General features: G+C 45.1%; 20 protein-coding genes and 1 other annotated feature. Of the genes, 15 read left to right on the top strand and 5 right to left on the bottom strand.

Annotated features, from left to right (window positions below):
• The first annotated feature begins 365 nt into the window (after nucleotides 1-365).
• From hutU to P6709_RS13135, 5 genes are all read left to right on the top strand, one after another.
• Nucleotides 366-2,030, top strand: coding sequence for a urocanate hydratase (gene hutU / locus P6709_RS13115; protein WP_278241379.1), 1,665 nt, complete (start codon nucleotides 366-368; stop codon nucleotides 2,028-2,030).
• A 30-nt stretch (nucleotides 2,031-2,060) separates the two neighbouring features.
• Entirely contained in the window at nucleotides 2,061-3,314 is a 1,254-nt protein-coding gene (hutI, locus tag P6709_RS13120; RefSeq protein WP_278241380.1) for an imidazolonepropionase, read from the top strand.
• Nucleotides 3,314-4,318 carry an agmatinase family protein gene (locus tag P6709_RS13125; RefSeq protein ID WP_278241381.1) on the top strand — a complete coding sequence of 335 codons (1,005 nt, stop codon included), beginning with the start codon at nucleotides 3,314-3,316 and terminating at the stop codon, nucleotides 4,316-4,318. The genes hutI and P6709_RS13125 overlap by 1 nt, the downstream gene beginning before the upstream one ends.
• A gap of 2 nt (nucleotides 4,319-4,320) precedes the next feature.
• Nucleotides 4,321-5,823 carry a histidine ammonia-lyase gene (hutH, locus tag P6709_RS13130; RefSeq protein WP_278241382.1) on the top strand — a complete coding sequence of 501 codons (1,503 nt, stop codon included), beginning with the start codon at nucleotides 4,321-4,323 and terminating at the stop codon, nucleotides 5,821-5,823.
• Between the two features lie 183 nt (nucleotides 5,824-6,006).
• Entirely contained in the window at nucleotides 6,007-6,726 is a 720-nt protein-coding gene (locus P6709_RS13135) for a YebC/PmpR family DNA-binding transcriptional regulator (RefSeq protein ID WP_278241383.1), read from the top strand.
• A 55-nt stretch (nucleotides 6,727-6,781) separates the two neighbouring features.
• Here the strand turns inward: P6709_RS13135 and P6709_RS13140 are convergent, their stop codons facing one another.
• The gene (locus tag P6709_RS13140; protein ID WP_278241384.1) at nucleotides 6,782-7,099 is read right to left on the bottom strand and encodes a hypothetical protein; all 318 of its coding nucleotides are present in this window, start codon (nucleotides 7,097-7,099) and stop codon (nucleotides 6,782-6,784) included.
• Between the two features lie 102 nt (nucleotides 7,100-7,201).
• Between P6709_RS13140 and P6709_RS13145 the strand changes: the two genes are divergently transcribed.
• Entirely contained in the window at nucleotides 7,202-7,570 is a 369-nt protein-coding gene (locus P6709_RS13145; protein WP_278241385.1) for a YidH family protein, read from the top strand.
• A gap of 70 nt (nucleotides 7,571-7,640) precedes the next feature.
• Here the strand turns inward: P6709_RS13145 and P6709_RS13150 are convergent, their stop codons facing one another.
• The 4 genes from P6709_RS13150 to P6709_RS13165 form a co-directional block, all read right to left on the bottom strand.
• Nucleotides 7,641-8,342 carry a pseudouridine synthase gene (locus P6709_RS13150; protein WP_278241386.1) on the bottom strand — a complete coding sequence of 234 codons (702 nt, stop codon included), beginning with the start codon at nucleotides 8,340-8,342 and terminating at the stop codon, nucleotides 7,641-7,643.
• Nucleotides 8,343-8,380: 38 nt separating this feature from the next.
• Nucleotides 8,381-9,187, bottom strand: a complete 807-nt coding sequence (locus tag P6709_RS13155) for a Cof-type HAD-IIB family hydrolase (protein ID WP_278241387.1) — start codon at nucleotides 9,185-9,187, stop codon at nucleotides 8,381-8,383.
• Between the two features lie 88 nt (nucleotides 9,188-9,275).
• Complete coding sequence (locus tag P6709_RS13160) at nucleotides 9,276-10,508, bottom strand: MFS transporter (protein ID WP_278241388.1); 1,233 nt, start codon at nucleotides 10,506-10,508, stop codon at nucleotides 9,276-9,278.
• A 111-nt stretch (nucleotides 10,509-10,619) separates the two neighbouring features.
• Nucleotides 10,620-10,869 (bottom strand) — a binding site (T-box leader).
• Nucleotides 10,870-10,942: 73 nt separating this feature from the next.
• On the bottom strand, nucleotides 10,943-13,111 hold the full coding sequence (locus tag P6709_RS13165; protein ID WP_278241389.1) for a beta-propeller domain-containing protein: 2,169 nt from the start codon (nucleotides 13,109-13,111) through the stop codon (nucleotides 10,943-10,945).
• Between the two features lie 264 nt (nucleotides 13,112-13,375).
• Between P6709_RS13165 and P6709_RS13170 the strand changes: the two genes are divergently transcribed.
• The 9 genes from P6709_RS13170 (at nucleotide 13,376) to P6709_RS13210 (ending at nucleotide 22,194) form a co-directional block, all read left to right on the top strand.
• On the top strand, nucleotides 13,376-14,404 hold the full coding sequence (locus P6709_RS13170) for a Gfo/Idh/MocA family protein (RefSeq protein ID WP_278241390.1): 1,029 nt from the start codon (nucleotides 13,376-13,378) through the stop codon (nucleotides 14,402-14,404).
• A 14-nt stretch (nucleotides 14,405-14,418) separates the two neighbouring features.
• Complete coding sequence (locus tag P6709_RS13175; protein ID WP_278241391.1) at nucleotides 14,419-15,171, top strand: sugar phosphate isomerase/epimerase family protein; 753 nt, start codon at nucleotides 14,419-14,421, stop codon at nucleotides 15,169-15,171.
• Between the two features lie 4 nt (nucleotides 15,172-15,175).
• A complete protein-coding gene (locus P6709_RS13180; protein WP_278241392.1) occupies nucleotides 15,176-16,255 on the top strand; it encodes a Gfo/Idh/MocA family protein in 1,080 nt (359 codons plus the stop codon).
• 97 nt (nucleotides 16,256-16,352) lie between these two features.
• Nucleotides 16,353-17,345, top strand: coding sequence for a LacI family DNA-binding transcriptional regulator (locus P6709_RS13185; RefSeq protein ID WP_278241393.1), 993 nt, complete (start codon nucleotides 16,353-16,355; stop codon nucleotides 17,343-17,345).
• Nucleotides 17,346-17,629: 284 nt separating this feature from the next.
• A complete protein-coding gene (locus P6709_RS13190; protein WP_278241502.1) occupies nucleotides 17,630-18,556 on the top strand; it encodes a S66 peptidase family protein in 927 nt (308 codons plus the stop codon).
• A gap of 1 nt (nucleotide 18,557) precedes the next feature.
• On the top strand, nucleotides 18,558-19,667 hold the full coding sequence (locus P6709_RS13195) for a dipeptide epimerase (protein WP_278241394.1): 1,110 nt from the start codon (nucleotides 18,558-18,560) through the stop codon (nucleotides 19,665-19,667).
• Nucleotides 19,664-20,584 (top strand): C40 family peptidase, encoded by a 921-nt coding sequence (locus P6709_RS13200; RefSeq protein ID WP_278241395.1) that lies wholly within the window; start codon nucleotides 19,664-19,666, stop codon nucleotides 20,582-20,584. The genes P6709_RS13195 and P6709_RS13200 overlap by 4 nt, the downstream gene beginning before the upstream one ends.
• A gap of 554 nt (nucleotides 20,585-21,138) precedes the next feature.
• Nucleotides 21,139-21,339, top strand: a complete 201-nt coding sequence (locus tag P6709_RS13205; RefSeq protein ID WP_041053681.1) for a cold-shock protein — start codon at nucleotides 21,139-21,141, stop codon at nucleotides 21,337-21,339.
• 252 nt (nucleotides 21,340-21,591) lie between these two features.
• Complete coding sequence (locus P6709_RS13210) at nucleotides 21,592-22,194, top strand: DNA-3-methyladenine glycosylase (protein WP_278241396.1); 603 nt, start codon at nucleotides 21,592-21,594, stop codon at nucleotides 22,192-22,194.
• Nucleotides 22,195-22,198: the final 4 nt, after the last annotated feature.

Consider the following 22,198-nt stretch of genomic DNA (forward strand, 5'->3'; position numbering starts at 1 on the left):
AGTATGAGGTGAGCGGAGCGAAAGGCGGCGACTCCAGCAGGAGATGACGGCAAGCTGAGACTATACAGGGTTATGCCCTGAAAAGGCTCAGCGCCGTGCCTGCGGTAAGCGTCTGCCTGAAACGCAGCGAATCGGTCACAGAACCTGAGACACTTTCTCTCAGGTTCTTTTTTTATATGCAGCATCTGTCTTCCCCGCTGTTTAAATCACCCCTTCTAATACAATTGCCCCCTAATCCTTTACCATACTGCCAAACTCCTATAGTAGAGAACTAAAGGGATATTTTTACTATTTATTAAAATATTACTCTTCATATTGTGTATAATTATATAAAAGCAGAATCATAGCAATAAAGGAGGATGCAAATGAAAGCGCATACAAAAAGTATTAAAGCTGCCCATGGAATTAAACTGCAGACAAAAGGGTGGCAGCAGGAAGCGGCCCTTCGCATGCTGATGAACAATCTTGACCCTGATGTGGCAGAGCGTCCGGAAGATCTTGTAGTATACGGCGGAATCGGCAAGGCAGCCAGAAATTGGCCTGCTTATTATGCCATTGTTGACTCACTGAAAAAACTTGAAAATGACGAAACGCTTCTTGTGCAGTCCGGCAAACCAATCGCCGTTTTTAAATCTCATGAAAATGCGCCGCGCGTGCTGCTTGCAAACTCCAATCTTGTTCCGGCTTATGCCAATTGGAAAACCTTTCACGAGCTGGATCAAAAGGGGCTCATGATGTACGGGCAAATGACCGCAGGAAGCTGGATTTACATTGGTTCTCAAGGCATTGTTCAGGGGACATATGAAACATTTGCGGAGGTGGGCAGACAGCATTTCAATGGATCGCTTGTAGGAACAATCACAGTAACCGCAGGACTTGGGGGCATGGGAGGCGCTCAGCCGCTTGCGGTTACAATGTGCGGCGGGGTCTGCATCGCGATCGAGGTAGATGAAACTCGTGCAGACAGACGGCTTGCCACCGGTTATCTGGATACGAAAACTCATTCACTAGAGGAAGCCATTAAACTGGCAAAAGAGGCCAAAAAGGAAAGGAAACCCCTGTCGATCGGGTTAATCGGCAATGCCGCAGAGCTGCTGTCTCTTATGGCTGAGCAATCATTTGTACCGGATGTGTTAACCGATCAAACCTCTGCCCATGATCCGCTCAATGGCTATCTGCCGTATGGAATGAGTCTTCAGGAAGGAAAAGAACTGCGTGAAAATAATCCGGAAGCACTCATCTTAAAAGCAAAAGCCTCCATGGCAAAGCATGTGGAAGCAATGCTCACGCTCCAGCAAATGGGTGCTGTCACCTTCGACTACGGCAACAACATCCGCCAGGTGGCAAAAGATGAGGGCGTCGAGCATGCGTTCAGCTTTCCCGGCTTCGTTCCTGCTTATATCAGACCTCAGTTTTGTGAAGGAAAAGGACCGTTTCGCTGGGTGGCTTTATCCGGAGACCCTGAGGACATCTATAAAACCGATGAAGTCATCCTGAAAGAATTTGCGGATAATACGCATCTTTGCAACTGGATTGGAATGGCAAGAGAAAAAATTCAATTTCAGGGACTGCCGTCACGCATCTGCTGGCTGGGCTATGGAGAACGTGCCCGTTTCGGAAAAATAATCAACGACATGGTGAAAAGCGGGGAGCTGAAAGCACCTGTCGTGATCGGACGCGACCATCTCGACAGCGGCTCTGTCGCTTCGCCGAACCGTGAAACCGAATCGATGATGGATGGTTCAGACGCAGTGGCAGACTGGCCCATTTTAAATGCAATGATCAACGCAGTAGGCGGTGCAACATGGGTGTCCGTTCATCACGGTGGGGGAGTAGGGATGGGCTATTCCATTCATGCCGGAATGGTCATTGTGGCAGATGGAACGCCAGAAGCGGAAATGAGGCTGGAGCGGGTGTTAACGACAGATCCGGGTATGGGGATTGTCAGACACGCAGATGCAGGTTATGAGCTCGCTAAACAAACAGCGAGGGAACAAAAAATTGATATTCCCATGCTTGATAAAGAGTAAGTCAGGTCAATCAAAAGGGGGAGTTCAGTCATGAAACCGATTTGGATTAAACATGCCTCACAGCTTATTACAATGGAACCCGGACTAACAGGACCCCGCACAGGAAGCGGGATGAGTGAGCTTGGCATCATTGAAGACGGAAGTGTATGGATGGAGTCTGGAAAAGTGATCCGGACTGGGACCACCCGTCAACTTGAGCGTGAATTTGAGAACCGTGTACAAGAGGCAGAAGTTGTGGACGCCTCAGGGAAGCTTGTTACTCCGGGACTCGTTGATCCACATACTCATCTGGTTTTTGGAGGGACGAGAGAAGAAGAGTTTGAGAGGCGTCTTGAAGGAGCAAGCTATATGGAAATTATGAATGCCGGGGGAGGCATTCATGCGACGTCTAGGATGACGAGAGACGCCACGGAAGAAGAACTGTTTGAGCAGGCATATGCCCGGCTCGACTCGTTTTTAAAGCATGGTGTCACTACACTCGAGGGAAAGAGCGGCTATGGGTTAAATACCGAGACTGAGCTGAAGCAGCTGAGGGTTATGAAAAAATTAAATTCTGTCCATCCAATCGACCTGATTTCTACTTTTATGGGGGCGCATGCTGTCCCGCATGAATATAAAGGACAGGAAGAAGCCTACGTCAACTTGTTAATCGAAACGATGATTCCGATCGTGGCAAAAGAAGGTCTTGCCCGCTTTAACGATGTATTTTGCGAAAAGAATGTTTTCACGCCGACTCAGTCTGAGCGCATTTTGGAAGCAGGAAAACGCTTCGGGCTTGTTCCGAAAGTTCATGCAGATGAAATAGAACCATATGGGGGAGCTGAACTTGCAGCGAGGGTGGGGGCCATTTCTGCTGAGCATCTGCTGAAAGCTTCCGAAGCAGGAAGACAGGCTATGGCGGAAAAAGGAACCATTGCCTGTCTTCTTCCTGCCACGGCGCTTTATTTAAGAGAGGAAGCAGCGAACGGCAGAAGGATGATCGATCAGGGCGTCGCGGTGGCGATTTCAACCGACTGCAACCCGGGTTCTTCTCCGACTGTCAGTATGCCGCTTGTGATGAATCTTGCCTGTATTTTAATGCGCATGACACCGGCTGAGGCCTTGTGTGCCGCAACCGTTAATGCAGCCTATGCGATCGGAGAAGGAGAGCAGGCAGGTAAAATTGAAGAAGGAAAACAAGCAGATCTCGTTATGTGGAATGTCCCGAGTTATCAAATGCTTCAATACGCTTTTGGCGTCAATCATGCCCGGGCGGTCTGGAAAAAGGGGGTCCGGGTTGTGTAATGGAGGCTAAACAAAGAGTCATGCAGGCAGGCATTGTGCAGCCGGAGTGGAGCTGGCGAAAAGAAGGTCCCTTTGACGGACGGCTTCATCAGTGGATAAAAGGGATGTATGACTGGCAAGGGGAAAACCCTGACCTTGTGATTCTCGGACTCCCCTTGTCACGTTCTTCAATTTCCGTTTCCGGAGCGTCGGAGTATGCCGAAGCATTCCGCAGGGGCTGGAAGGGATTTTCAACATATAACATCGATGAAGACATTGATTTGTCTTTTTTAACCATTCTTGACACAGGAAATGTAAAGATGCATGGCACCGATATCGGGGAAAGCCACCGCAGAATTGAACATGCAGCACATACTATATTTTCCGAGTTTCAGCACGCGGTCTTCGCTGGAATTGGAGGAGACCATTCTGTCACTGCATGCACGGTTCGCGGACTGAAAAAACTGCATCCGGATGAAACAATCGGCATTCTGCAGCTGGATACGCATTTGGATTTGCGGGATCCAACAGAAAATGGTCCCTCTAATGGCACACCTATGCGCCAGCTGATTGAAGGGGGAATCGTCCAGGGAAGCCATATTTATACGATCGGGCTTCATGGCTATTTCAATGCACCTGACCTGGTGGCTTACGGTAAAAAGCATGGCGTTAATATGATCTCATTAAAAAAAGCAAGACAAAACGGGATCGTTCAAACTGTCCGTGCTGCGTTAAATGAGCTGAGCCAAAAAACCGACCGCACGTATATAACGATTGATATGGATGTGCTGGATATTGGATTTGCTCCAGGGGTCCCCGCTTCTACACCAGGCGGCATGTCAACGCAGGAATTGTTTGAAGCCCTGCTTGAAATCGGCAGCCATCCTTCCTTGAAATATATCGATTTTGTCTGCCTGGACCCTACTAAAGACCCTGCCGCATCTCCAACCGTCAAAGCAGGTATATACAGCTTTCTTCAAGTGGTAAGTGGAATGGCACTCGTTCGCAGCAGAAAGGGGGAATAAGGATGATTGTGCTGGATGGTAACTCATTAACCCTTGATAAAGTAAAACGAATTGTGATGGGCGGCGAAAAAATCCAAATTGCTCAAACAAGCATGGAAAAAGTAATAAAAAGCCGTTCTGCTGTTGAAAAAATTGTTTCCACTCATAAAATCACCTATGGCATTAATACCGGCTTCGGGAAGTTCAGCGATGTAGAAATCAATAAAAAGGATGTGCATGCGCTGCAGCTTCATTTAATTCGTTCCCATGCCTGCGGACTTGGCGATCCTTTCCCTGAAATCGTTTCAAAAACAATGATTGTGCTGCGTCTCAATGCATTAGTAAAAGGGTATTCCGGAGTGCGCCCTCTTTTAGTGGAAAGATTGCAGTACATGGTAAATGAAAACATTCACCCTGTGATCCCTCAGCAAGGGTCGCTTGGTGCTTCCGGTGATCTTGCGCCTCTTTCTCATCTGGCGCTGACTTTAATTGGAGAAGGAGAAGTCTGGCTGGAAGGCAAAAGAATGAGCGCGGCTGACTGCTGGAAATGGAAAGGCCTAACTCCTCTGCAGCTTCAGGCTAAAGAGGGGCTTGCGCTGATTAATGGCACACAGGCAATGACAGCAATGGGAGTCATCAACTGGCTTGAAGCGGAATCACTTGCTCTTCAAAGTGAGGAAATCGCTGCCATGACCATGGAAGGTCTTCATGGCGTTATGGACGCTTTCCACCCGGCTGTACACGAAGCAAGAGGGTACCCGCAGCAGATGGCTGTGGCTGAAAGAATGCGGAGGATCCTTCATGACAGCAAACTCACGACCAGACAGGGGGAACGCCGTGTGCAGGATGCGTATTCGCTGCGCTGCATTCCTCAGGTTCACGGTGCAAGCTGGCAGGTGCTTGATTATGTGAAAGAAAAACTTGAAATCGAATTAAATGCCGCAACCGATAACCCATTAATCTTCGATGACGGTGAAACGGTCATCTCAGGAGGGAATTTTCATGGCCAGCCCATCGCTTTTGCTATGGATTTTTTGAAAGTAGCCGTTGCAGAGCTTGCCAGTATTTCAGAAAGGCGGATTGAGAGGCTTGTAAATCCTCAATTAAGTGATGGTTTGCCGGCTTTTTTAAGTCCTGAACCCGGTCTTCAGTCCGGTGCGATGATTATGCAGTATGCGGCAGCGAGCCTCGTATCAGAAAATAAAACACTAGCCCACCCTGCAAGCGTAGATTCCATTCCCTCCTCTGCTAATCAGGAAGACCACGTCAGCATGGGAACAATCGGTGCCCGCCATGCTTATACGATTATTCAAAATGCACGGCGTGTCCTGGCCACTGAAGCCATTTGTGCTATGCAGGCGGTTGAATACCGCAGCGTACTCAAAATGAGTACTGCAACGAAATCCAATTGGGAAGAGTGGCGGCGCATTGTTCCAAGTATTACGGAAGATCGGCCGTTTTCCATTGATATAGAAAACCTGACCGTGTATTTAAAAGATCAGAAAACGAAGGAGAGCATCACGTAGCCTGTTCTCATAAAGTCTGCTCCTATCAGGCTCTTTTTCTCTACTGTGCTTTCGTGGTAAAAAAAGTGAATAATAATGAAAATACGTTATAATAGAGAAAGAAGCTGTTTCCGAAATTTGAAAATATCAACCTTTATCAATTAAACTTAAAGCAGGTAATAGATAGAAAGAGAGTGAAACTATATGGGCCGCAAGTGGAATAATATCAAGGAAAAAAAGGCATCAAAGGATGCAAGTACAAGTAATGTTTACAATAAATTTGCCCGTGAAATTTATGTAACTGCCAAGCAGGGGGAACCGGATCCTGAGTCAAATCAGGCACTGAGAGTCGTACTCGAGCGGGCTAAAACCTACAATGTACCAAAAACCATTATCGAAAGAGCGATTGAGAAAGCAAAAGGCGGATCGGAAGAAAATTTTGATGAGCTCCGGTATGAAGGCTTCGGCCCCAATGGCTCCATGATCATCGTGGATGCTTTGACCAATAATGTAAACCGCACCGCGCCTGAAGTCCGCACTGCATTTGGAAAGAATGGCGGGAATATGGGTGTCAGCGGTTCAGTAGCCTATATGTTTGATGCAACGGCGGTATTTGGCGTTGAAGGAAAGTCAGCCGATGAAGTGCTGGAACTTTTAATGGACGAAGAAGTTGAGGTGCGGGACATCATTGAAGAGGAAGATACAGTGATTGTCTATGCAGAACCTGACCAGTTTCATGCCGTGCAGGAAGCCTTTAAAAATGCAGGCATAACCGATTTCACGGTAGCCGAACTAACGATGATCGCTCAAAATGAAGTAGAACTTGAAGCAGAGGACCTTGTGCAATTTGAAAAATTAATCGATGCCCTTGAAGAGCTTGAAGATGTTCAGCAGGTTTACCACAACGTAGACTTTGGTGAATAATGAAAAATAGGCTGGGATAGAACAGTGAAAGATGTTTAAATCCAGTTCTTAATAGTTAATTATGAGGTGAACGGAGCGGAAGTTGGCGTCCCTGCGGAAAGAGTCCGCCTGAAGCGCATTGAACCGGCTTGAAGAGGTTGAGACATGTTTTTGTCCCAGCCTCTTTTTTTACATATAAAAAGGAACCATCCCATTCTTCCCGGGTTAACTGGTTCCTGTGCTTTCTCTGATTCATTTTTTCTTTCTTCGTTTTTGTCTTCTTCGTACGGAGATCCAAATCAATTTGTGCAAAGGGGCTTCGCTTCACTTGCGGATCCATTTTCCCCTCACGAAGCAGCTTTAAACGGTGCTTTTGTGCAGTTGAACGTGCCATTTTGGTCATTCCTTTCCAGTTAGTCTGGTTTTATTTTACCATTTTGTTCAACAATATGATACGGACAGACTCAGAATGCATGGGGAAGAGGAGAGAGATAATATGAAGGATAAAAAGGTTTCGTCCCACTATACACAGCAGCTTCTAGCAAACGAACGAACCTATCTTGCCTGGATCAGGACATCGGTTGCCATCGCAGGAATCGGATTTCTCGTAACAAACCTGCATTTTGTTATGGGAGATCTAAACACAGAAGAACTGGATGTTTTTATCCTGATCATCGGCTTGGTCTCGGTGTCATCAGGTGTGGTGATGGTGATCGTCAGTACCGTGGATTACTACCGAAAAAATCGTGACATAGTCAACGGTCAAATCAGGCCATCCTCTATAAAAGTATGGATTTTATCAACCTGTATTTTTATAATGTTAGGCACATTTCTTGTTTATTTTCTGCTGCTGGATGTGATTTGAGTTTGAGAAGGAGACAGGGGACTTTCGTAATTTTTTGAGCATACAAAAAGAGCTCTCAGAAAGGCAGCTTTCACTGGCTTTCTGATGAGCTCTTTTTTAATTGTTGTATTTCTTCACTGGTTAACGGTCTATACTTTCCAATCGGCAGGTCATGCAGGCAGATCGATCCGATCCGTGTGCACTTGAGCGTTTGTACCCGGTAATCATAGGCGCTGCACATCCGTCTGATCTGCCGGTTCAGCCCCTGCGTTAAAATAATCGATATGGTTTGATCATCGGTTTGGACGGCCTTGCACGGGGAAGTGGTTTTTCCGCGTATATTAATGCCGCCTTTTTGAATACCTGCTAAAAGGAGCGGAGATACAGCGCGGTTTACGGTAACGGTGTATTCCTTTTCCTTTTTAAACTCCATTTTCATAAGAGGGTTCACTATACTTCCGTCATTTGTCAGCAGAATCAGCCCTTCAGAATCCTTATCCAAACGGCCAATTGGAAAAATCCGCTCCGGATATCCAATGAAGCTGATTATGTTTCCTTCAATCGCTGGATGTGCAGTACAGGTAATGCCTCTTGGCTTGTTAAATGCCAAATAAACAAACGGAGGACGGTCTGGTAAAGGCATTCCGTCAACTAACACCAAGTCGTCATCGTCCACCAGGCACTTTTGCGTGCAGCCATTGCCGTTTAACGTGACTCTGCCCGCATCAATCATACGCGCGATCTCTCTTCGTGACCATCGCCCGGACCTGCTGACAAAAGAATCAATATGCATGCTTTATCCTCCTGAAGGGGCCAGGCCCCTTTAATGCGTTACTTCAATAAAAACTCTTCCACAACTTTAGCAACGCCGTCATTCATGTTCGTGTCCGCTACAAAGTCGGCAGCGTCTTTTATGTCCTGTGGCGCATTGCCCATTGCAACACCGAGTCCTGCGTATTCAATCATGGAAAGGTCATTGTAGCTGTCACCGACTGCGATGATTTCCTCCTGCTGGATGTCGAGCTTATCAGCAAGCTGCTTGATGGAGGTTCCTTTGGTTACTCCTTCTTCAGTAAATTCGAGGAAGTAAGGCTTTGACCGCATTATACTGAACTGGCCAGCCATTTCCGCCTGAAGTTTTTCTTCCTTATGGACGAGAACCTCTTCATCTGCAAGCATCAGCATTTTAACGACCGGTTCTGTAACTGCCTTTTTAAAGTCGTCTACAACGTTAACCGGAAGTCCCGTAATGTCGGATTCAATATCTGAAAAAGGGTTTTGATTTTCGGTTACGATCGAATCTCCGACGTACGTATGAATACCGATGTTTTCACGTTTGCTGATGTCATATAATTTATGAGCTGTTTCAGGACTGAGGGTGCTTGAGAAAAATTCTTCCTCGGTTTTGGCATTAATAATTTTAGCACCGTTAAAAGCTAAAATATAGCTGCCGTAGTCATGCAATTTCAGTTCATTTGAAAAATCACGCATGGCATAAGTGGGTCTGCCTGAAGCAAGAACGACTTTCACACCGTTCTCCTGAGCTGCCATCAGTGCTTTTTTTGTGCGTTCGGATATGCTGTGGTCATCTCGTAAAAGTGTATCATCCATATCGAGTACAATCATTTTATAGGTCATGTAGAAAATCTCCTTCTTGTATAAACATGTTTATATTTTACTACACTTTCATCTATTCAAGCTAATTCCCGGTTTGATTTAAAAAAGCTTACGATACAGGAGCAAGGGTGGAGGCCTTTTTGCGAACGTATTCCCATAAGAAAAGCGCTCCGATCATCATGCTTATCGTTCCTGTAATGACAACCAGCTTTACAGGCAATAGAAAGGTGAGCAGGCCCAGTACCCCTGTTGCGGCCAGAACAAGCGCTGCTTCAAACAAGCCGTAAATGCTCCCGATTCTGCCCATCATCTCAACAGGAATATAGCTTTGATAAAAAGTAAGAAAACCCGTGCTGCCAAATGAAATGAAGAAAGCAAGGATAAAGAACCCTGCAGCAGCTTGAACAAATCCATCAGAAAAGCTGAAAAGAACATATCCCGCAGAAATGAAAAGGGGTGCCCACCGTATTAACGCAAATAAAGGAATCCATTTTACAAGAAGCAATTGAATAAGAGACCCTGACACGATCCCTGCTCCGGCAATACTTACCAGAAACCCATATTTACTGTTTGTCAGCTCCAGCACGTCCTTAGAAAAAACAACTTCCAGAGAATCGACGGCTGTTGCCATGACCACCATCACCCAGCTGATCGATAAATAAATGATCATGACGGAAGGAGACTTTTTACTAAATAGCCGCACCTTGCGCCAATCCTCATGCGTTTCACGGAGCCGGAGCTTAAAAGATGCAGTAACAGTGGACAAACCGCCTGCTTCAATGTCGGGCATAAAGAGCGTGGCAGCTGCAGACAACGCAAAAGCAGCGGCGGTTATAAACAGGATCATTTCGGAAGAGTAATGCAGATATAAAAGACCGGCAAGCGCCGGGCCAAGAAGGAAGGCGCCGGATGTAACGATCGAATAAAGCGAATTAAAATGCCTTCTTTTTTCACCTGGAATCAATTTGGAGACGTAAACCATCGATGCAGGCTTAAAAACCGCATTCGCCACATTCATGAGAAAAGCGAGACTGTAAAGCAGCCAAAGAGAAGAGATAAAAGGAAGCAAGCATACCATTAAGGCCCGCATCAAATCTAAAAAAATCATGAGATGACGTTTATTTTTACGGTCAATGACACTGCCGGACCAGCCATTGGTAAAAAGGGCTGCAATTGGCGCCAGAAGATAAAGAAAAATAATGGAAAAAGGGGACCCGGTTCGATCAAATAAAAGCAGATTCAGAGAAAGTAAATACACCCACGCACCAATGTTCGATATGCCAATTCCCATAAGTAAAATACTCCAATACGTTAGATAATCTTTAGTAGATGTGTGATCCAAAGCAATTCCTCCTGTCGTATACCCGCTGTTTGATGTCATCTCTGGTACGTTGACGAATTAATAAAAAAACCGTCAATTTAACATAAAAAATCCCACCTCCAAGATTTTCATCTTGGAGGCGGGATTGAATTCGCGGTGCCACTCCAGGTTTGCTAATATGTCACCATACCAGCCTCATCAGGTACGGCTATAAAGCGATACCTTAAGCTCTATAACGGGAGCTCCCGTCACACCATCCCCTTAAAAAGGTTCCTTTGTGCTGCTCAGAGACTTGCTTCACTGCATTCTTCCTGCTCTTTCCCACCATACAGAGCTCTCTTTGAGGAAGTTTTGCAGCTACTCTTCTCATCATCGCGTTTAAATTTTTCTTATCTTAGCATTCAAAGTGATAAGTGTAAATGATTTTTGGAAAATAATTCTTTTACTGCACCTGCCTACTCAGGCAGTTCATGACTTTCAATTTTGTTAGAACGGACTGTATAAAGGGTGTCGTCAATATAAAGCATTCGCTGGATTTGTGAATCCCAATCTTCATATTGCTGGCCCTCCTGTGCCTCATCCATTATTTCACTCGCCAGCTCAATGCCTCCATCTGGCGTAATCGTATAAAGCATTGCTCCCTGATTAACAAATTGGATGTCGTCTGATTCCGGTTTTTCATCATACACCACGACAGGGAAGCCAAATAAGCTGCGCTCCTTATGCTGAAAAAGAGCTTTATGATTATCCATGAGTGTTGAAAATGTTCCTGGACCTCCTATAACCTCTGTGTCCTTTTCTTTAGGATTTGAAAAGTCCGATATATCAAATAAGGAGATCTTCATGCCAGTTTGTCTGACCTGAGGTGAGTCAGCAGCTGAGTCATTTTTCACCAGATCCGTTTCCATCCCAAATCCGATTAAATGATTTTCATCCAGCGGATGCAGATACGTACTGAAACCAGGAATCTTTAGTTCGCCTAGCACTTCAGGTGCTTCCGGATCAGCGGTATCAATAACGAAAAGAGGATCTGTTTCTCTAAAGGTCACCATATACGCTTTGTCTCCCATAAAACGGGCTGAATAAATACGTTCGCCTTTTGCAAGTCCTTCAACTGAGCCAACGGGTTCCATTTGTTCATTTAAAATAAACAAGTGGTTAAGTGAATTTCGGTTGTCTCCAAAAGTATTTCCCTCTGTCGTAGCAATGCGGAAATGTCCGTCATGCTCATCCATTGAGAATTGATTCAATACGCCCCCTTTTACCGTTCCTTTCGAGGAAAAGGTGACCGAGCTGCCGTCAATGTCAAACTTATAAATAGTCGTTTCAGAGGCACCCTGGCCTGCAGGCATGATATCGATCGGCATAATCGTATAGGGGCCATTCGAGGTGGCTAAATATAAGCTGTTTTCTGACATATACAGCTGACCGCCTGTGCCCAGGTACGTTTCAGTGGTAATTTCTGAATCAGGGCTGCTGATGTCAATGGCTGTAATAACGGCATACTCTCCCTGTTCGTTTTCAGGGATAACCGAGATCTTTTCTGCTGCTACCGGTTCAAAGGAGCCGCCTTTGCTGCTGTCCCATATGTGGGGACGAAGCTCAACGTCCTGATCTTCTTCTAGAAGCCAGAAATTCGGGGAAAAGTTTGTAACAAAATAAAGATGAGAGTCGATCATGCGGGCGCTGTTAAAGTAGCCTTCTGCACCAGCTTCGCGGATTAATTCAGGCTCCGCAGGGTTGCTGACAGAATAGATTTTGGCAATGGTTACACTCATATCTCCAGCAGGTTGGGAATCCCGTGATGCTTTCTCATCCGGATCGGCTTTCGTCATCCATTTATCGCCAATTACAATCAATGTATCATCCTTTAGAAAAAGCTGTGAGGGATAGAATTCTTCTTCAAAAGAAATGGCACTGACGGGTTCTATCGCTTCACGGTCTCCCGCTTCAACGATATGGACCAGCTGATTGCCGGTAATATGGTAAATGAATTCACCGTCAGTCTGGACAATATCTGCTTCACTTACTCCGTCTACTTGATTGTTGGTCTGAGAAAAATCCCCGCCTCCGCCCATTGCGTCAGAAGAAGACTCTTGGGCTGTATCTCCAGCGCTGTCAGACGCTTCATCAGAAGCAGAATAAGGACGCTCCTGGGTCTTTTGCTGATCCAATATAGCGGTGAAATACTTTTTTAAGTAATCCGTTGATTCTGCAGCAGGGAGCTCCTCCACGACTTCAAAAGCCATTGTCTGTTCACCCCGGATGCCCAGGCCCAATTTAGATTTAAGATCCTCTGATAGATGCAGCGTATATGCTTCAAGATTGTTGTATCCTTCTTTTGGAGCAGTGACAGTAAGCACGGTCCCGGCTTCATTCAACGAAGCGGATACAGGGACGCGTTCATGGTCTTCATTTTGAACATAAACGGAATCCTCCGTAATAGTAGAAGCGTCCATCGGTTTTGTAAAACGCAGCTCCCACACCTTATCCTTAAACACATAGGCGGGAGGAGAAGATCCAGCGAAACCTGAAACAGTCGGCTGCATAAAATAAATACCTGCCCAAATACCGGCTGAAAGAACAACAAATAAAGAAAGAAACAGCCATCTTTTCCTGTTCATAGAAATTCCTCCTTAAATAGCATTCTTTCTTAAGTAGACGTGACAGTGAACAAGAGGTTACAAAATAAAAAAGAAAGGGTTTTCATTGAACGTTCAAGATGATAAAATATAAATCGAAACGTATCGATTTAGAAATAGATCACGTAAATAGATTTATACATAATTAACTAGAGTAAGACTTGACTGGATTCAATTAAATACATGATAAAACTCAAAATGACTAAATCATAACGTTTCGATCTTGAAAGAATTGGAGTGGAAAGAATGAAGAATGTAAGAGTAGGAATTATCGGCTGTGGAAGTATTACGAAGCACCGACATTTCCCTGAGTATATGGCGAATGAACATGTTGAGATAACAGCAGTATGTGACCTGTTGGAAGAACGGGCCAGTGTCTATGCAGATCAGGCAGGAGCAAAAATGTATACATCGCTTGACGATTTATTAAATGATCCGTCCGTAGATGCGGTTTCTGTGAATCTTCCCAATGCACTTCATGCGCCTGTCACAATAAAAGCTTTGCAGGCAGGAAAGCATGTGCTTTGTGAAAAACCGATGGCAACATCTATTGAGGAAGCAGACCGCATGATTCAAGCAGCGGATGAGGCCGGCAGGAAGCTAATGATTGGACACAATCAGCGTTTCGTCGCATCTCATGAAAAAGCCAGAGAATACATTAAAGAAGGAAAGTTAGGACGGATTTACAGCTTCCGGACAGCGTTTGGCCATGGCGGCCCGGAAGGCTGGAGTGCTGATGGCAGAGACAGCTGGTTTTTCGATAAGGAGCAAGCATTTATCGGGGCAATGGGAGATCTTGGCGTTCATAAAAGTGACCTTGTGCGTTTTATTTTTGATCAGGATGCAGCAGAGGTTGGAGGCTTTGTAGATACACTTGCCAAAGAAAACACGCAGGTGGATGATAACGCGGTTTGCATTATCAAGCTAAAGGACGGAACAATGGGCACGCTGACTGCCAGCTGGTCTCATAACAAATTCGGAGATAACTCCACCATTATCTACGGTGAAAAAGGAGTGCTGCGCCTGGAAGATGATGAAGAGTATTCATTCATTTTTTACCCGCTTGAAGGGGAACCCGAAAAGCTGAAGCTGGGGAAAATCCAGACTAATGAAGAAGGCGGCCAGTCGAAAACGGGAGTAATTGATGAATTTATTGAAAGTATCCTGGAAGACCGTGATCCTGCAGTAACAGGACTGGAAGGGAAAAAAGCTTTAGAAATCGTACTTGCAGCCTTGGAATCAAGCAAAACCCAAAAAATATTGACACTATCATAATGGAGGAATGGACGATGAGAAAAGTTGCACTTCAATTGTATTCAGTGAAAGAAGCGATGGAACAAGACGTATCAGGAACTTTAAAAACAGTTAGTGAACAGGGATACGAAGGCGTTCAGCTGGCAGGCGATTACGGGAAAAGCGGAGCTGAATGGAAAACTATGCTGGATGAGTATGGACTTAAGCCTGCAGGAATGCATGTGCCGGTAGATCTTCTTCAAGACGAAGAAACACTGCAAAAACAAATTGATTTCAGCAAAACCATTGGTAACGAAAAATTGATTGTTCCATTTGTTGATGAATCATGGCGTTCGAAGGATAAATATGAAGAGCTGGCGCAGCTTTTAAATCAGGCGAGTACGAAAGTACAGGACGCGGGATTGCTGCTTGGATATCATCACCACGATTTTGAATTTACAAGCTTAGAAAATGGTGAAACGGGCTGGAGCATATTAGAGCGTGAAACAGCTGCTCACCCGGTTCATTTTGAAATCGATGTGTACTGGACTGAGTTTTCTGGTGTCGACACTGTTGATATGCTGAAGAGGCTTCAGGATAAGGCTTTTTCAATCCATATTAAAGACATGATTGTCGACGGAACGGACAAAAAAAGCGGATCAGTTGGGGCAGGTGTTTTAAATCTTAAGGAAATGGTCCTTCAGTCTTCAACAGACTGGGTGGTGGTCGAACAGGAGCACTTTGATCAAGAGCCTTTGCAGGAAGTGGGACCAAGCGCCACGGTAGTTAAGAAATGGCTGGGAGAGTAAGACAATGAATAAAATGCGAGTAGGAATTGTGGGTGCTGGAAACATCAGTGATATTTATCTGGCAGCGCCTTCCAAATTCAGCAATATTGAAATTGCCGGAATTACGGATCTTATATCGTCTAAAGCGGAGGAGAAGGCAGAAAAGTATGGGGTTCCCCACTATCCTGATCTGGCAACGATGCTTGAGGACCCGTCGGTTGAAGTGATTCTTAATTTAACGATTCCAAGCGCTCATGCGGAAATCTCACTCATGGCGCTTGATCACGGCAAGCATGTATACTCAGAGAAACCGCTTGCGACGAAATTTGAGGATGGAAAAGAAATTATTTCTAAAGCTAAGCGGCTGAATCTCCGGGTGGGAGTTGCGCCGGATACGATTCTTGGAGCAGGAATTCAAACGGCATTGAAACTGATTGAGGATGGAGAAATCGGTTCGATCGTTGGTGCTAAGGCTTTTATGATGGGCAGCGGCCCGGAAAGCTGGCATCCGAATCCAGCTTTCTTCTATGAAACAGGTGCTGGACCTCTTTTTGATATGGGACCCTATTATTTGTCCTCGCTGCTGGTGCTTCTCGGCCCGATTGACTGTGTGACCGGCATTGCACAAACAACCTATCGTGAACGGACGATTCGGAGTGCTGAGCGGGCGGGAGAAACCTTTCCAGTCACAACACCTACGCATGTGGAAGGACTCATGCATTTCAAAAGCAACGTAACTGCGTCCATTACCGCAACGTTTGATATTCATCAATCAAAGCTGCCGTTTATTGAAGTGTATGGCTCTAAAGGCACCATTCATGTACCGGACCCTAACTTTTTCGGTGGTCCTGTGACCTATTTAACAACAGGGCATGAAGGATGGCAGGAAGCCGAGCTCGTTTCCGATCTAACCGGGAATGAACGGGGCATTGGGCTATCCAATATGATTGCCTCTATTTTTGCCAATGAGCAGCACTACTGCCACGGCGAACTCGGTCTGCATGTACTTGAATCTATGGAGAAGCTTTTGGAATCATCTGTGCAGCGAACGTTTCTGCCGCTTGAAACAACCTTTTCAACAGGAGAAGCAAGCAGCGTTAAGTAAAAGTACCGCCCATGATAAAGTGAAAAGAGCGTCACGGTGAATCCATCGTGACGCTCTCCCTACCTGTCAGATTTAAATGTGTGAAAGAGGCAGATATATGACAACAATAAAAGATGTAGCGAAAAAAGCAGGAGTGGCTGTATCAACGGCTTCCCTTGCCATTAATCACAGCAGCCGCGTGTCAAAAGAAACCGCAAAGAAAGTTCTTGATGCTGCATCAGAACTCAATTACCAAAAAAACGGATGGGCCAGAGATCTTAAAATGAAAAAAACGCAAATCATCGGTCTGGTGCTTCATGATCTTTCAGGATCTTTTTACGCACCCATTATAAAAGGCATCGAAGAGACGCTTCATTCCTATGGCTATGGTCTTATCGCCTGCAGCACAATAGGTGAAAACCTTGGGACAGCAGAAAGGTTTCTGAGAGAGCGCAGGGTGGACGGGGTGATCGTTTTTTCCGCTGATATAAAAGATGAAACGCTTTTTGATGTGTGCCGGTCTCATTTTCCTCTTGCGGTCCTGGACCGGGAAATTTCACACCCCAATCTTTATTCGGTGACAGTGGATAATCTTCAAGGAGGCTATCTGGCAGCGGATCATCTGATTGGCCACGGCCACAGGTCAATAGGCTATATTTCCGGTCCTTCAAATAACTGGGACAGCCAGCTTCGCTCAGAAGGATTTACACAATGTCTCAGCCGGAATAACGTGTCTGTTCCTTCAAAATGGCATATTAAAGGCGACTATTCCCAGCGGGGCGGCTATCAGGCCGCGAAGCTGCTCCTTCAGCAAAACGAACTTCCTACCGGTTTATTTGTCTCTAATGATCAAATGGCAATCGGCGTCCTCGAAGCGTTTGAAGAGGCCGGAGTGAGTGTTCCGGAGCAGATCAGCCTTATTGGATTTGATGACATTGAACTCGCCCGATATATCCGTCCTTCTCTCACTACAGTGAAACAGCCAAAATATGAGATGGGCGCCACTGCAGCGCACAAAATCATTCAGCACATAGAAGGCAGCCCTTTAAAAGAACACACTCAATTAACAACAGAGGTAATTCAGCGGCAGTCCACTGCTAAGCTGGCCTAATTAATTGTGCTTGGGACAAAACTCAAAAAAGTTTAAAAAACGAGGTAGTATTTTTAAAAGTAAGAGGTAACGGAGCGGAAGGCGGCGACTCCAGCAGGAGATGACGGCAAGCGCCCACCTGAATTGAAGTGAACCGGTCAGCGGGCCTGAGACGATTTTTGTCCCAGGCTCTTTTTTGCCTATCCATTTCTTCTATTGATAAATTAGTCCGCCGTTTCAGTTATATTTATACGAAAGTTATGATAATTTATGGAAAGGAACTTCTTTGATATGAAGGGAGAATCATTATGTTGCTGCCTAAAAAACTTAAAAGGGGAGATACGGTTGGAATTATTGCACCAGCCAGTCCTCCTAATCAGCCTAATTTAGAAAAATCCCTGTCTTTTTTAAAAGAGCTTGGGGTTAATGTAAAAATGGGAAAGCACGTTCATGAAGTGAATGGCTATTTGGCTGGAAGTGATGAAGAACGTTTAGCGGATCTGCACGCAATGTTCCAGGATCCTTCAGTTCAAGCTATCATTTGTGCAGGCGGAGGATATGGTACTGCCAGAATTGCTTCGGCTGTTGATTACGAATTAATTAAACGCAATCCGAAAATATTTTGGGGATACAGTGATATTACATTTCTGCATACTGCAATCCGGCAGCAAACCGGTCTGGTGACATTCCATGGTCCGATGCTGGCTTCTGATGTCGGAAAGGAAGAATTTCATGCCTTATCCAAAAAAATGTTCTACCAGCTTTTTGAACCGATGGAACTTCACTATTCAGAAGAAATAACTCCGCTTGAAGTGCTTGCAGAAGGGGAGCGGATTGGTGAAATCGTAGGAGGCAATCTTTCGCTGATTCAAAGTTCACTTGGAACGCCTTTTGAACTGGAGACAGAAGGGAAGCTTTTGTTTATTGAGGATGTAGATGAAGAGCCCTACCGGATTGACGCGATGCTGAACCAGCTTTCCATGGCGGGGAAGCTTCAGCAGGCATGCGGTATTATTGTAGGGGATTTTAAAAATGCTGTACCGACCAATGAGAAGCCCTCGCTGTCTCTTGAAGAAGTGCTTGAAAGTTATCTAGGGAACCTTGAGATACCTGTCATAAAAGGATTTAAAATTGGTCATTGTGAACCGCATTTTTCCATTCCTCTCGGAGCAAAAGCGAAACTTTCTGCAAGGTCCAAAACTCTCACCATTATGCCGGGAGTCCGCTCTTAACATGAGGATCAAATCCATTGAGACGTTCAGATTAACGGTGCCACTGAAAAAACCGTTTAAAACCGCTCTGCGAACACTGACGGATGCCCGGTCCGTTATTGTGAAGATAACCTCCGAGGACGGGAAGACGGGATATGGAGAAGCCCCGCCAACTCATGTGATAACGGGGGATTCATTAAGTAGCATCGAGTCGGCAATAAATGATGTTATGGGACCTGTTTTATTAAGAGGCTCCCTGCTTGAAAGAGAGTCCATGCTGGAGGAGCTGAACCGGTCAATGATTCACAATACGAGTGCGAAGGCTGCCCTGGATTGTGCTGTTCACGACTTGCTTGCTCAACATGTCAATCTCCCGCTGGTGCAGTTTCTGGGAGGATATCAGACTTCATTTATAACGGACTATACAATCAGTGTGAATGAGCCGGAGGAAATGGCGGAGGATGCTGTGCGTTTCATTCAGCAGGGATTTACGACGCTTAAAATTAAAGTGGGAACCGGAACCATCGAACAGGATTTCAGACGTATTCAAGCGATTCGTGAAAAAGCAGGTTCAGGCTGCAAGCTCAGATTAGATGCCAACCAGGGGTGGACGGCCAAAGAAGCCATCCATGCCATCCGCAAAATGGAAGAAGCGGGATTTGACCTGGAGTTCGTCGAACAGCCTGTTAAAGCGCACGATATTGAAGGGTTAAAACAGGTTAAAGACCATACAGCTACACCCATTATGGCTGACGAAAGTGTATTCAGCCCGGTGGATGCGATTCGGGTGCTTCAAACGAGGAGTGCTGACTTAATCAATATTAAACTGATGAAGGCGGGAGGAATTCATGGGGCGCTTGCTATTAATAAACTGGCAGAGTCCTATGGTGTTCCCTGTATGGTCGGCAGTATGATTGAGACCAAGGTCGGCATTACAGCGGCAGCTCATTTCGCGGCCAGTCAGCGGAATATAACACACTTTGATATGGATGCCCCTCTTCTTCTTGCCAAAGACCCTGTATCAGGAGGAGTGCAATACAAAGGAGAAGTCATGTCTCTTCCCTTAGTCCCCGGACTTGGCATTTCAGGGGTTGAGGGACTGGAGGAAGGATGTGAAGGAGGCAGAACATGAAAAATAAAATGGCGCGAATCAATGTAACGGTCTCCACACTCTGGACGGACCCGTCATCTGTAAGGGAAATGGATGCTCCAGCAGCTGGCAATCCTGTTGATATTCAAAGCTGGCTGAGGGCGATGACGGAGCAGGAACGAAAAGCGCTGCTCGATGAAAACCGAATTCAATCACAGGTCTTATACGGAGAACCTGTTCAAATACTCGACCAGCAGGGTGACTGGACCCGGGTCGCCGTACCAAGTCAACAGACAATAAAAGATATTAAAGGCTATCCCGGTTGGATTCCAACCATGCAATTGACTGAGGGGGATGAAGAATGGGAAGGAATGCCTCTTGTAAGAGTAAAAGAAAAACGAGCTTCTTTGCTTACTATAGAAGGAACAGAAATTTTGCCTCTAACCTATAACACGACATTGCCGCTTATTAAAGAGTATTCAACTTATTATGAGATTCTTTCCCCTCATGGTTTAGCACGGATAAATAAAAAAGATGTGGATTTGTATCAAAGGGCTGACCTGATTCCAAAAAAAGATGGAAGAGCCATTGTGAATGAAGCAAAACAATTTCAAGGGCTTACCTATTTGTGGGGCGGAATGAGTGCCTATGGATACGATTGTTCAGGCTATTCCTATAACATTTTAAAAGCAAATGGGTACCTGATTCCAAGGGATGCAAAAGATCAGGCGGCAGCAGGCGTGACTGTTCATCCTGCGGACGTGCAGCCGGGTGATCTGCTTTTTTTTGCGTATGAAGAAGGGAAGGGCGCTATCCACCACGTGGCGATTTATTATGGAGAAGGTAAAATCATTCATTCTCCTACACCCGGAAAAAAGATAATGGTTCAAACATTGAAGGGAAGCTTTTACGCGCAGGAATGGTGTGCGACACGGCGTTACTGGACCCATGAAAAGTAATGCATGGTGCTAAAAAACGTATATTAACCTAAATATACGCCCTTCTATTTTGCAGCAGGAGTATTTCTCCATGTTTGCCGAGCTCTTCTGTGGGGAATATTCATACCAAAACAGGAGGGATCTGCTCTTATGGGAAGACTCATTCGAAAAGCAATTAAATTTGGACCCATCATTTATCCGTTTATTAAAAAATTCATGAATAAACGTAAAGCCAAAAAGTACTAACAAGCAGGATCCGCCACTCCGCGGGTCTTTTTTGTTTGCTGCCGGCACCTGGCCCATCTCAGTTGAATAAAAAAACGGGAAAAAGTTAAAATTTTGTCGAAAAAACAGACGAAACCCCATTGACAGCAATCTTTAAATAAGTTATTCGATAAAGGGTTGCTATTTGAAATTAGACGTGATAGTATTAACACATGCTTAATAAGTAACAATCTTTTAATTCACATGTTACCAGGGATTATATTCTTGTGACACCGTAATCTGTGGTAACATGTGAATTGTCTATTTTTACATCGTTAAGTAAAATTTAACAAAATGTTGGAGGTTTTACCATGAATGAAGGTACAGTAAAATGGTTTAATGCAGAAAAAGGATTTGGCTTCATCGAAGTTGAAGGCGGCGAAGATGTATTCGTACACTTCTCAGCTATCACTGGCGAAGGTTTCAAATCACTTGAAGAAGGTCAAAAAGTTAGCTTTGATATCACTCAAGGCAACCGTGGCGACCAAGCTGCTAACGTTGTAAAATTATAATTTTTACAATCAGAACGACTGACACATCTGTGTCAGTCGTTTTTTTGTGTTTAATAAACTCGCGGACTCAATTAGACTGCAGCAATTGACCTACAATACAAAGACAGCCAATTAAAGTCTGTTTCCTTAGAAACGGCCTCCCCTTTTAGCCTCAAAATAAACTTATGACTATTATCACAATTAACGTTTCAAAGCACAGCGTCTCAGGGAATTGTAGTACGGATAAGCAATAATGAGATTGGAGATTAACAAATGAATCACTATGTACCGTTGCCGCAATCTTTTTTCGAGCAGCCTACTCTTCAATTAGCGCAAGCCCTGCTAGGCTGTCTGTTAGTGAAAGAAACAGAAGAAGGGCTGGCATCCGGCTATATTGTTGAAACAGAAGCGTATATGGGACCGGATGACCGTGCTGCTCACAGCTTCGGTAACCGCAGAACGAAAAGAACGGAAATTATGTTTGGACAGGCTGGCTCTGTCTATACGTATACCATGCACACACATACCCTCGTAAATGTAGTAAGCAGCAAGATCGGCAGTCCCGAAGCCATTTTGATCAGGGCGGTGGAACCATTCGAAGGAATAAAGCTGATGGAAAAACGCAGACCGGGAAGAGCCGGAAAAGAATGGACAAATGGCCCTGGCAAACTTACAAAAGCGCTTGGGATTAAGATGAGTGACTATGGTCATCATTTTACTGCCCCGCCATTAACCATCTGTGAAGGCTGGCAGAAGGAATCATTTCATATTTCATCAGGGCCTCGTATAGGAATTGATAATACAGGCGAAGCAAGAGACTACCCATGGCGTTTTTGGATAATGGACAACCCATACGTTTCTAAAACTCGTTCATGAATGA

It is taken from the genome of Jeotgalibacillus sp. ET6 (genome assembly GCF_029667115.1).
Taxonomy (GTDB): domain Bacteria; phylum Bacillota; class Bacilli; order Bacillales; family Jeotgalibacillaceae; genus Jeotgalibacillus.